The organism is Citrobacter meridianamericanus, from assembly GCF_041320245.1.
GTDB lineage: Bacteria > Pseudomonadota > Gammaproteobacteria > Enterobacterales > Enterobacteriaceae > Citrobacter > Citrobacter meridianamericanus.
Map to the genome: position 1 here is coordinate 3,262,433 of NZ_CP101036.1, position 11,545 is coordinate 3,273,977.

Here is an 11,545-nt window from a genome sequence, read left to right on the forward strand (position 1 = left end):
TCTATCAAGACGGACTTTTGATAAAAAAATATTGTCCCGCGAAGGGTGGGAAAAGCGATGACGACACCGCAGAATAGGAGGTGCTTATCTTTTAAACTCTATCCAGAGTGACGAGTTTTTCCCTGGAGGGGAAATGTCGCAAGTCTCGCAGGCAAGGAACCTGGGTAAATACTTCCTTCTCATCGATAATATGCTGGTCGTGCTGGGTTTTTTCGTCGTTTTCCCGCTGATCTCAATTCGTTTCGTCGACCAGATGGGCTGGGCTGCGGTGATGGTCGGTATCGCACTTGGATTACGCCAATTTATCCAGCAGGGATTGGGTATTTTTGGCGGTGCTATTGCCGACCGTTTTGGCGCCAAGCCGATGATCGTCACCGGCATGCTGATGCGCGCTGCCGGGTTCGCCACCATGGGTATTGCCCATGAACCGTGGCTACTGTGGTTTTCCTGCTTCCTCTCTGGGCTGGGCGGCACCCTCTTCGACCCTCCCCGCTCGGCGCTGGTAGTCAAGCTGATCCGCCCGGAAAAGCGCGGGCGCTTTTTCTCTATTCTGATGATGCAGGATAGCGCCGGAGCCGTAGTCGGCGCGTTGCTCGGCAGTTGGTTGTTGCAATACGATTTCCGCCTGGTTTGCGCCGTAGGCGCGATTTTGTTCGTTCTGTGCGCGGCGTTTAACGCGTGGTTGCTTCCGGCATGGAAGCTCTCGACAGTGAAAATTCCGGTGCGTGAAGGAATGAGCCACGTGATGCATGACAAACGCTTTGTCACCTACGTGCTGACGCTGGCGGGCTATTACATGCTGGCCGTACAAGTGATGTTGATGCTGCCTATCATGGTGAACGACATCGCTGGCTCACCGGCCGCCGTGAAATGGATGTATGCCATCGAGGCGTGTCTCTCTTTAACGCTGTTGTACCCAATTGCCCGCTGGAGTGAAAAACGCTTCCGCCTTGAGCATCGTCTGATGGCTGGTCTGTTGGTGATGTCACTAAGCATGATGCCGATCGGGCTGGTCGGGAATCTGCAGCAGTTGTTCACTCTGATTTGCACGTTCTATATTGGCTCGATCATCGCCGAACCGGCGCGTGAAACCCTCAGCGCTTCGTTGGCGAATGCCCGGGCCCGCGGAAGCTACATGGGATTCAGCCGACTGGGGCTCGCCATCGGCGGCGCAATTGGCTATATCGGCGGCGGCTGGCTGTTTGATATGGGTAAAGCGCTGGCGCAGCCTGAACTGCCCTGGATGATGCTCGGTATCATCGGCTTCATCACGTTCCTCGCGTTGGGCTGGCAATTCAGTCTCAAACGCCCAACCCGCGGTATGCTGGAGCCAGACGCCTGATAACCGAACCAGCGTCCAGACGTTTTTCAGTTTTTTCTGCTGGCGTCCGGGGCGCTGGTACTCGATGATGCTTTGTGTCACGATTACGCCACATGCATCATGTTGAGGAACCCCATGAAAAAGTTTTTTTTTGCCGCTGCACTGATTGTCGGCGGCCTGTTGGTTGGTTGTAATCAACTCACGCAATACACGGTTAGCGAGCAAGAAATTAATCAAGCCCTGGCAAAGCATAATAACTTTTCAAAAGACATCGGTTTGCCCGGCGTTGCTGAAGCACATATCGTACTGAATAATCTCGCCAGCCAGATTGGCCGTGAAGAGCCTAACAAAGTAACCCTGACCGGCGACGCAAACCTGGATATGAACTCCCTGTTTGGCAGTCAGAAAGCGACCATGAAGCTAAAGCTCAAAGCCTTACCGGTTTTCAATAAAGAAAAAGGCGCGATTTATCTGCAAGAGATGGAGGTCGTGGACGCCACCGTCACGCCGGAAAAAATGCAGTCGGTACTGCAAACGCTGATGCCTTATTTAAATCAATCGCTGCGTAACTATTTCAACCAGCAGCCAGCGTACATTCTGAAGGAAGACAGCAGCCAGGGTGAAGCGCTGGCGAAAAAACTGGCGAAAGGTATTGAGGTCAAACCGGGCGAAATCATCATCCCGTTCACCGACTAATAAAACTGAGGGCGCTGATGCGCCCTTTTTTTCGATATTACATTTATTCTGCAAGTAAAGTAATCGTGTGACCATCAAGTACGATCTTCCGGGCATCATCAGGATCGAACGCAGCGCGTTTCACGATTAGCCGCCAGTTTCCCTTCTCCCTATCCGGATCGCGAAACAACGCGAATATCCGCCGGTTGAGCGGGTACCCAATCCAACGCCTGCGCAATATTCTCTGCCAGCGTTTCAGTAAAACTTTCCTCTACCCGTTGTAGTACTGCTTGTGGTGTCAGAATATGTTGGGTCAGGCGATTCCCCAGCAGCAGCGCAACAGCTGCTTCTCCAGTCCCTTCAGGCTTATCGGGATCAACCTGTAACGCAATAATGAGTAGCACTGTCTCTTCGCGGATTCGATCATCCAGCCAGTTGTCGACCACGCTCACTCCATGCCCAATAACAGGCTCCAGGCATTGACGTATATCGTAGTTTTCCCATGCGTTACGCCAGAGAGAATGCAACCGCTGGGCGGGTAATGACGTATTCACTTCAAACAGCAGAGCGACCGGGTGATTCTCCGGTAGTTGCTTAAGATGGCGTGCAATTCCTGCGACTAATCTGTTAAAAATTTGCTGAATCAGGTCATCTCGCGTCATTCCGCTCTGGATTGGCAGCCTACTTAGACGATAACTGTTATTGCCGTGCCATGAAGGCTGCATATGCAAGATTTGTTTATTCTGGGTCAACACCCCCACTGATGAGATATTCGTCTGTTCAGGCTCGATATGCGCGGTGATAAATGTACTGTGTAATATCTGTAACGCGCGCCGCCCACGTCGAATTTCACTTAACAACAGTTCTTCCCTTCGTTTATTCCAGGCGTTAGCCTGAATTAATGCCGGAAGATAAATCATCATGCGCAACCAGATTGCGGTTAGCCAAACGATAAATGGCAGCACGACCGCTATTATCCAGAATGCCGGTGCGTCAAATGACATTCCGGTAAAATAGCCCCAACCGAAGCCAGGAATCAGTAATCCCGCAAGGCTTTTGAACCAACGGCTACCGATCGGAAAATCGGGTTTCTGAGCCGCAGGAGGGATCAGCTTTAATTTAACGGGCATGATTTATAATCGCTAAAGGGAAACGGGAACGGCAAAATACGGTAAAAACGGGCTTACAGTCTGGCGTCACTCACGGCGCCGTGCGGGATTCAGTGTCCATCTCTTCCGGCCAGTGAATATGTCCCCACTGCTGGGGATGCTCCGCAAACCGCGCTTCCTCTGGTACCGGCTGGTACTGCATATAGCGGCAGCAGTAGCACCACAACTCGCGGATCTCCACCGGCCATTCTGTCCACGGGTTCCAGCTGCTGCGCCGGTGTTCATAAATATAGATTTTCTGCCGTTTCCGGTTTAAACGCACAGGGGTACCACGGGGCGTGTGATAGGTCATTCTGATTAAAAGTTTAAAAAAGAGAGGAAAAAGACTACACCCATCATTGAGACTAGAAAAATTCTTATATCCCACCAAAATAATATAGGGCTAATTGAAAAGAAAAAAATAAACGGCACTAAGAGAAAGGCAAAAGTATCACCTCCGCTCCATGAAATCTGATTTTCATAACGGGGAATTTCCAGCCAGATGTCATTCTTTTCATTCAGCCAGATAGCATTGGGCTCCACACCATGCTCCAGCCACTGAACCGGCAGATCCGCCTGCCATCTTTCCGCCTGCGGGCTCAGCACGGAGCGGCGATAGAAAGGGTTTCCAGGATGTTCTCCTGGCATCGTATCAGCGCTCTGGCACTGTTTAGTTGTTCCGCCGGAGGATACTGATGCACGACGCTGCGCTTTATTCCCTGATTTCTGATTAGCCATACTTCACCCCTTGATATTAACCGTTAATGACAGGCCATCTTGCGGATTGTATTTATTTTTCCAGTAGGCACGGGTTTCACCCGCCCCTGGATAAGAGCCTGCGCGTCAAACTCTGCGCACCAGACGCCCCATGGATGCATAACGCCTATCCGGGAAATACCTTCATCATCGAGGGAGTTAATCAACGTTTGCTGCTGGAAGTACTGGGGAGAAAGGAGGATTCCTTTTGTCCACAACGGACGACAGATCTTCATAGCACCTCCTGTGCATTCGCGTTTCAATTCGGGCATAACGTAAATTAATACTTAAGCCAAAATTATTTGTTATGTAATTAATTATTATCATGCATATAATTACACTTGATAATAAAAAAATTTACGCACAACAACAAGAGCAAGAGGCACTAAACACAGCCGTTATTTCTATCTGGTACCGAGACTTTTTTACGTGCAAACGAAAACGTTTCCGCTTATCCTTTGTTTCCGGCAAAAAAGACTATCCTCAGCCGGAGCATATTGATGACTGCACCATCCCAGGTTTTAAAGATCCGCCGCCCAGACGACTGGCATCTTCACTTTCGCGACGGCGACATGTTAAAAACTGTCGTGCCTTATACCAGTGAAGTCTATGGTCGCGCCATTGTGATGCCGAACCTGGCTCCGCCCGTCACCACGGTTGACGCGGCTATCGCTTACCGCCAGCGCATTCTGGACGCGGTACCTGTCGGACACGATTTCACGCCATTAATGACCTGCTACTTAACGGATACGCTGGACCCCAACGAGCTGGAACGTGGATTTAACGAGGGTGTTTTCACCGCCGCAAAACTCTATCCGGCCAATGCCACCACCAACTCAACGCATGGCGTAACCTCTGTTGATGCCATCATGCCGGTGCTGGAACGGATGGAAAAATTAGGTATGCCGCTGCTGGTGCATGGTGAAGTGACGCATGCGGATATCGATATTTTCGATCGTGAAGCGCGTTTTATTGAAACGGTGATGGAACCGCTGCGTCAGCGTTTGACTGCGCTGAAAGTGGTGTTTGAACATATCACCACTAAAGATGCTGCCGAATACGTGCGGGACGGTAACGAGCTTCTGGCGGCGACCATTACGCCACAGCATCTGATGTTTAACCGCAACCACATGCTGGTCGGCGGGATTCGCCCGCACCTGTACTGTCTGCCAATCCTTAAACGTAACGTCCATCAACAGGCGCTGCGTGAACTGGTCGCCAGCGGATTTAGCCGTGCGTTCCTTGGTACCGACTCAGCGCCGCATGCGCGTCATCGTAAAGAATCCAGTTGCGGCTGTGCCGGGTGTTTTAACGCCCCGACCGCGCTGGGCAGCTATGCCACCGTGTTTGAAGAGATGAACGCGCTGGCGCATTTCGAAGCCTTCTGCTCACTCAATGGCCCGCAGTTCTACGGCTTACCGGTGAACGAGAGCTTTATTGAGCTGGAACGCCTCGAACACCGGGTTCCGGAGAGCATTGCGCTGAAAGACGATACGCTGGTGCCTTTCCTGGGTGGCGAAACGGTACGCTGGTCAGTAAAAAGCTAAAAAAAGTGTAGCCAATTGCTGCGGATAACTGTATAAATAAACAGTATATTCCACAGGGGGCTACTATGCGTATTGAAGTCACTATTGCTAAAACTTCACCTTTACCTGCCGGTGCAATTGACGCACTGGCGGGCGAACTCTCCCGTCGTATTCATCATCATTTTCCGGATAACGAAGATAATGTTACCGTCCGTTATGCTGGCGCAAACAATCTGTCGGTCATTGGCGCGACAAAAGAGGACAAAGAACGCATCAGCGAGATCCTGCAGGAGACATGGGAAAGCGCAGATGACTGGTTCATCAACGAATAAATAATGATATGCAGTGATGTTTTTTTGCCGGGTCGCCCCGGCTTTTTTATACGCACTATCTTTTAATCAATCGCGCATTCCTTACAACGAACTTTTAATTTAATAATTAATTCCTGGTCATATTTTAACCACAACACCAAAATAATTGTGCAACATGCTAAAAAAAATGAATAACATGTTGGTTTCTTAGTCAGAAAACGCTGAAAACAAAAAATTTATGCACTGCCCTCTTTAAATTTTCAATGAATACCCTTATTTATTGATATACTGAAGTTGCTTCAGAAAAAACGCATTGAACCTCGAAAACCGTTGTCTAGTAACACGAATTAGGGGGCATGATGGAAAAGAATAATGAAGTCATTCAGACTCATCCACTTGTAGGATGGGACATCAGCACTGTTGATAGCTATGATGCGCTGATGCTGCGTTTGCACTACCAGACCCCGAATCGCCCGGACCCGGATGGGACTGAAGTTGGTCAAACGCTCTGGTTAACCACTGATGTTGCCAGGCAATTTATTTCGATATTAGAAGCAGGAATCGCTAAAATTGAATCCGGCGATTACCAGGTAAATGAGTATCAGCGACATTAAACCTGATACATCCAACCATCAAAAGGCACCTTATCGGTGCCTTTCTTATTTCCAGGTTGAATATTCCGGGTCAGTTATTTACTCTGCTATACCTGTCATACTTCAAGTTGCATGTGCGTTGGCTTTCCTCGCTCACCCCAGTCACGTACTTATGTACGCTCCCGGGGATTCGCTGTGTCGCCGCCTTCCTGCAACTCGAATTATTTAAGGTATACTATCGCGATTGCAGAGAGAAGCGGATGAAATACGACTTAATCATTATTGGCAGCGGTTCCGTGGGTGCCGCAGCCGGATACTATGCCACTCGCGCCGGTCTGAAGGTACTGATGATCGATGCGCATATGCCCCCGCATCAGCAGGGCAGCCACCACGGCGACACTCGATTAATTCGTCATGCTTATGGCGAAGGTGAAAAATACGTTCCGCTGGTGCTGCGTGCGCAAACATTATGGGATGAACTGTCCACCCAAAATGAAGAGCCAATTTTTGTTCGCTCCGGTGTTATCAATCTCGGTCCGGCAGATTCCACCTTCTTAGCAACCGCGGCGCAAAGTTCAAAACAGTGGCAACTCAATGTTGAACAACTGGATGCAGAAGCCATCATGGCTCGCTGGCCAGAGATTCGCGTACCTGAAAACTATATCGGCCTGTTTGAAGCCGAGTCAGGTTTTTTACGCAGTGAATTAGCGATTAAAACCTGGATCCGCCTGGCAGAAGAAGCCGGTTGTGCGCAGCTATTTAAATGCCCGGTCAGCGCAATTCACCACAGTGATGATGGCGTGACGGTAGAAACCGCCGACGGTGACTATCACGCGCAAAAAGCGGTGATTTGCGCCGGAACCTGGGTGCAGGCATTGGTGCCTGAACTACCAATACAACCGGTACGTAAAGTGTTCGCCTGGTATCAGGCTGATGGGCGCTACAGCGTTAAGAATAACTTCCCTGCTTTCACCGGCGAACTGCCAAATGGCGATCAATACTACGGTTTCCCGGCAGAAAACGATGAGCTAAAAATTGGTAAGCACAATGGCGGACAGGTAATTCATTCTGCAGATGAACGTAAGCCGTTTGCCGCTGTCGCCAGCGACGGTTCTGAAGCCTTCCCATTCCTGCGCACAATTCTGCCAGGCGTTGGCTGCTGCCTGCACGGTGCGTCCTGCACCTATGATAACTCACCGGATGAAGACTTCATTATTGATACTCTACCGGAGCATGACAACACGCTGATCGTTACCGGACTAAGCGGACATGGCTTTAAGTTTGCCTCCGTACTGGGAGAGATTGCGGCAGACTTCGCCCAGAATAAACCGTCTGACTTTGACCTGACTCCCTTCAGGTTGAGCCGCTTTAAGCGATAATAAATGGATGGCCTCGTTGATGAGGCCATTTTTAATGACAGGAATAACGTTGATGCGTCGCATCTTTCACTATCTGGTTAATAATATTCGCGAGCACCTTATGCTCTACATTATTTTATGGTCGCTGCTGGCAATCATGGATGTGATATATATTATGTTTTTTTAATCTTGTTGCGCTGACAATAATTGACACAAACTGATATTAACTTAAAATTCATTGCAATTAACTGAATAATGGAAACAACTCCAACCCCGTCAAATTAAGCCTTAACTTCCGCCACCCTCTGATTCCTTGATGATTACTTAATAATTCAATCAATTTTATTGAATTAAAAATAAATATCATCATCATTGTTATTTATTAGTTGCATTAATGTCTTTTCCGCGCCATTTTCATTCACTTCTGAAATATCTAATGGTGTGATTATGCAATTCAATAATAGTCCTCAGCGCTATGGCGTGGTGTCTGCCGCATTACACTGGCTGATTGCGATTGCTGTATATGGCATGTTTGCGCTGGGCTTGTGGATGGTCACACTCAGCTATTACGACGGCTGGTATCACCAGGCCCCAGAACTGCATAAAAGCATCGGCGTTCTGCTCATGTTAGGGCTGGTTATTCGCGTTGTCTGGCGGTGGATCTCACCACCGCCTCCTGCGTTGGCAAACTATTCCCGTTTTACTCGCATCGCTGCGGCTCTGGGTCACCTCGCGCTATACACCTTGCTGTTTTCTATTGTCATTAGCGGATATTTGATTTCCACCGCTGATGGCAAAGCGATAAGCGTATTTGGCTGGTTCGATATTCCTGCGACCCTTGCTAATGCGGGCGCTCAGGCCGACCTCGCCGGTAGCCTGCATCTGTGGCTTGCGTGGAGCGTAGTGATTTTATCGCTTCTGCACGGCGTGATGGCGCTGAAACATCACTTTATCGATAACGACGATACCCTCAATCGCATGTTGGGAAAATCGTCATCTGACTATGGAGCTTAAAATGAAAAAAAACCTGCTGGGACTTACACTCGCCTCTCTGTTATTCACCACCGGGTCGGCCGTGGCGGCAGATTACAAAATTGACAAAGAAGGACAGCATGCCTTTGTTAATTTCCGTATTCAGCATCTGGGTTACAGTTGGCTGTACGGCACATTTAAAGATTTCGACGGTACGTTTACCTTTGATGAGAAAAACCCCGCAGCCGATAAGGTAAACGTGACCATCAACACCAATAGCGTTGACACCAATCACGCCGAACGCGATAAGCATCTGCGCAGCGCAGACTTCCTTAACGTTGCTAAATTCCCACAAGCGACCTTTAACTCCACCAGCGTGAAAAAAGAAGGAAACGACCTTGATATCACGGGTAATCTGACCCTGAACGGCGTTACCAAGCCCGTTACGCTGGACGCAAAACTAATTGGTCAGGGCGGCGATCCGTGGGGCGGCACGCGCGCTGGTTTTGAAGCACAAGGGAAAATTAAGTTAAAAGACTTCAACATCACCACCGATCTCGGCCCCGCGTCTCAGGAGGTCGATCTGATCATCTCAGTGGAAGGTGTGCAACAGAAGTAACGTGTGAATGGCCGGATGGGGCTCAAGCCACCATCCGGCATAGCGACTATTGCGCAGGATCCGGAATCCCCAGTTTGGTATTCAGGCGACCGCGTGACTTATTAAAGATTTTGTTGCCACTTTCACGCCCCGCGCGACGACGGCGTTGCTCCTCTTCCGGCAACTCACTCTCTTCGCAACACTGCTCGCTACAGCAGCCTTTAAACTTCTGCGCACAGGACTGACACTGGATAAACAGCAGATGGCAGCCGTCATTTTTGCAATTTGTATGGCTGTCGCAGGCGGTTCCACACTGATGGCAATGCGCAATAACATCTTCAGAGATCCTTTCGCCCATCCGCTCGTCAAAAACAAAGTTTTTACCCACGAAGCGCACCGGAAGTCCCTGTTCTCGCGCCTTGCGGGCATATTCAATAATACCGCCTTCAATGTGCCAGACTTTACTAAATCCATTGTGTTTCATCCAGGCACTGGCCTTCTCACAACGTATGCCGCCCGTGCAGTACATAACGATTTTTTTATCTTTATGCTCCTGCATCATTTCAACCGCTTTCGGTAACTGATCGCGGAACGTGTCTGCCGGGATCTCCAGCGCATTCTCGAAATGGCCCACCTCATATTCATAGTGATTACGCATATCAATAAATACCGCGTCAGGATCGTCCAGCATGGCATTCACTTCCGCCGCCTTCAGGTAATCACCCACGTTGCTGGCATCAAAGTTCGGATCGTCAATCCCATCCGCCACAATGCGTTCGCGCACTTTCATACGTAGCACCCAGAAAGATTTCCCGTCATCATCCAGCGCGATATTCAGACGTAATCCGTTTAATGCGGGGTCAAACGCATACAGTTGCTGGCGGAGTGCCTCGACATTGCTTTGCGGCACGCTGATTTGCGCGTTGATGCCTTCATGGGCAAGATACACGCGCCCAAAGACGTTCAACGCAGTGAACATCTGGTACAACGCATCTCGTGTGAGTTGAGGATCATTGATCATGAAATATTTATAGAACGAGATGGTTGTGCGCGGCTCAGTCTCGGCCAGCATTTTGGCTTTAAGAGCATCGTTTGAAATGCGGTTGTGTAACACTGGCATGGTGTACGTATCCTGCAAAAAGGGAGAAAATGAAAATCGGCGGCATAATAAAGCAAACATCGCCAATTTACATCCACACATTTTACGCTACATTTCTTACTCCATTATAAAATCGCAACAACAATTGCTGATTTAATCACCATTCTCCCGTCGCAAATTTTTGATACGCGCGAAAAAATGCGACAATACAGGGAATTGGTCGTTTGAAGACAGGATAGACATGACGAATTTACCCAAGTTTTCGGCTGCGTTACTGCATCCACGTTATTGGTTAACCTGGCTGGGCATTGGCATCCTTTGGTTAATCGTGCAGTTACCCTACCCGATTCTTTATAAGTTAGGCTGCGCATTAGGTCGACTGGCGTTACGTTTGATGAAACGTCGGGCTAAAATTGTTTCCCGTAATCTTGAACTGTGCTTTCCACAGATGGGCGAACATGAACGCCAGCAGATGGTCGTCAGGAACTTCGAGTCTGTGGGCATGGGCGTGATGGAAACTGGAATGGCCTGGTTTTGGTCCGACAAGCGCATTTCACGCTGGACAGAAGTTATCGGGATGGAACATATCCGCGACGTTCAGGCGCAAAAGCGGGGAATTTTGTTAGTGGGCCTGCACTTTTTGACTCTGGAACTGGGTGCGCGCCAGTTTGGCTTGCAGGAGCCGGGGATCGGCGTGTATCGCCCTAACGACAACCCGCTGCTCGACTGGCTACAAACCTGGGGGCGTATGCGCTCGAATAAATCAATGCTCGATCGTAAAGACCTGAAAGGAATGATTAAAGCGTTGAAAAAAGGCGAAGTGGTTTGGTATGCGCCGGATCATGACTACGGTCCTCGCGCCAGCGTGTTTGTCCCGCTTTTTGCTGTTGAGCAGGCCGCAACAACCTCCGGAACATGGATGCTGTCACGCATGTCGAACGCCTGCCTGGTACCGTTTGTTCCTCGCCGCAAGCCGGACGGCAAAGGATATCAATTGATTATGCTGCCTGCGGAGTGTTCACCACCGTTAGACGACGCGGAAACTACGGCGGCGTGGATGAATAAGATCGTTGAACAATGCATCATGATGGCGCCAGAGCAGTATATGTGGCTGCACCGACGCTTCAAGACGCGTCCCGAAGGCTCCCCTTCCCTGTACTAAAGCACTGTTGCAGTCCACTGGACTGC

General features: G+C 49.6%; 15 protein-coding genes. 10 read left to right on the forward strand and 5 right to left on the reverse strand.

Going from position 1 to position 11,545, the window contains the following annotated elements; genetic code table 11:
- Positions 1-133 precede the first annotated feature (133 nt).
- Both mdtH and NMD08_RS16070 read left to right on the forward strand, forming a co-directional pair.
- Positions 134-1,342, forward strand: a complete 1,209-nt coding sequence (gene mdtH, locus NMD08_RS16065; protein ID WP_151225235.1) for a multidrug efflux MFS transporter MdtH — start codon at positions 134-136, stop codon at positions 1,340-1,342.
- Between the two features lie 114 nt (positions 1,343-1,456).
- Positions 1,457-2,017: a lipoprotein gene (locus NMD08_RS16070; RefSeq protein WP_187252652.1), complete on the forward strand. Its 561-nt coding sequence runs from the start codon at positions 1,457-1,459 to the stop codon at positions 2,015-2,017.
- A gap of 149 nt (positions 2,018-2,166) precedes the next feature.
- Here the strand turns inward: NMD08_RS16070 and NMD08_RS16075 are convergent, their stop codons facing one another.
- The 4 genes from NMD08_RS16075 to NMD08_RS16090 all read right to left on the reverse strand — a co-directional run bounded on the left by NMD08_RS16075 (position 2,167) and on the right by NMD08_RS16090 (position 4,136).
- The gene (locus tag NMD08_RS16075) at positions 2,167-3,126 is read right to left on the reverse strand and encodes a hypothetical protein (protein ID WP_370618549.1); all 960 of its coding nucleotides are present in this window, start codon (positions 3,124-3,126) and stop codon (positions 2,167-2,169) included.
- Between the two features lie 70 nt (positions 3,127-3,196).
- Positions 3,197-3,427 (reverse strand): DUF6708 domain-containing protein, encoded by a 231-nt coding sequence (locus NMD08_RS16080; protein ID WP_252838149.1) that lies wholly within the window; start codon positions 3,425-3,427, stop codon positions 3,197-3,199.
- Between the two features lie 35 nt (positions 3,428-3,462).
- Positions 3,463-3,882 (reverse strand): hypothetical protein, encoded by a 420-nt coding sequence (locus NMD08_RS16085; protein WP_370618551.1) that lies wholly within the window; start codon positions 3,880-3,882, stop codon positions 3,463-3,465.
- 23 nt (positions 3,883-3,905) lie between these two features.
- On the reverse strand, positions 3,906-4,136 hold the full coding sequence (locus NMD08_RS16090; RefSeq protein WP_370618553.1) for a hypothetical protein: 231 nt from the start codon (positions 4,134-4,136) through the stop codon (positions 3,906-3,908).
- Positions 4,137-4,400: 264 nt separating this feature from the next.
- On the opposite strand from NMD08_RS16090, the gene pyrC reads away from it, so the two are divergent.
- From pyrC to NMD08_RS16125, 7 genes are all read left to right on the forward strand, one after another.
- A complete protein-coding gene (gene pyrC, locus NMD08_RS16095) occupies positions 4,401-5,447 on the forward strand; it encodes a dihydroorotase (RefSeq protein WP_151219672.1) in 1,047 nt (348 codons plus the stop codon).
- A gap of 65 nt (positions 5,448-5,512) precedes the next feature.
- Positions 5,513-5,758: a DNA damage-inducible protein I gene (dinI, locus tag NMD08_RS16100; RefSeq protein WP_370618555.1), complete on the forward strand. Its 246-nt coding sequence runs from the start codon at positions 5,513-5,515 to the stop codon at positions 5,756-5,758.
- Positions 5,759-6,096: 338 nt separating this feature from the next.
- Positions 6,097-6,351: a biofilm formation regulator BssS gene (gene bssS, locus NMD08_RS16105; protein WP_003036154.1), complete on the forward strand. Its 255-nt coding sequence runs from the start codon at positions 6,097-6,099 to the stop codon at positions 6,349-6,351.
- A gap of 239 nt (positions 6,352-6,590) precedes the next feature.
- Positions 6,591-7,709 carry an N-methyl-L-tryptophan oxidase gene (gene solA / locus NMD08_RS16110; protein WP_370618557.1) on the forward strand — a complete coding sequence of 373 codons (1,119 nt, stop codon included), beginning with the start codon at positions 6,591-6,593 and terminating at the stop codon, positions 7,707-7,709.
- Between the two features lie 52 nt (positions 7,710-7,761).
- Entirely contained in the window at positions 7,762-7,875 is a 114-nt protein-coding gene (locus NMD08_RS16115) for a YceO family protein (protein WP_003036148.1), read from the forward strand.
- Positions 7,876-8,135: 260 nt separating this feature from the next.
- The gene (locus tag NMD08_RS16120) at positions 8,136-8,702 is read left to right on the forward strand and encodes a cytochrome b (RefSeq protein WP_151219670.1); all 567 of its coding nucleotides are present in this window, start codon (positions 8,136-8,138) and stop codon (positions 8,700-8,702) included.
- Between the two features lies 1 nt (position 8,703).
- Positions 8,704-9,279 (forward strand): YceI family protein, encoded by a 576-nt coding sequence (locus tag NMD08_RS16125; protein ID WP_151219669.1) that lies wholly within the window; start codon positions 8,704-8,706, stop codon positions 9,277-9,279.
- Positions 9,280-9,325: 46 nt separating this feature from the next.
- Here NMD08_RS16125 and NMD08_RS16130 read toward each other — a convergent pair whose 3' ends face one another.
- Positions 9,326-10,378 (reverse strand): rhodanese-related sulfurtransferase, encoded by a 1,053-nt coding sequence (locus NMD08_RS16130; protein WP_370618559.1) that lies wholly within the window; start codon positions 10,376-10,378, stop codon positions 9,326-9,328.
- A gap of 220 nt (positions 10,379-10,598) precedes the next feature.
- On the opposite strand from NMD08_RS16130, the gene NMD08_RS16135 reads away from it, so the two are divergent.
- Positions 10,599-11,519 carry a Kdo(2)-lipid IV(A) acyltransferase gene (locus NMD08_RS16135; protein ID WP_151219668.1) on the forward strand — a complete coding sequence of 307 codons (921 nt, stop codon included), beginning with the start codon at positions 10,599-10,601 and terminating at the stop codon, positions 11,517-11,519.
- The last annotated feature ends 26 nt before the right edge of the window (positions 11,520-11,545 follow it).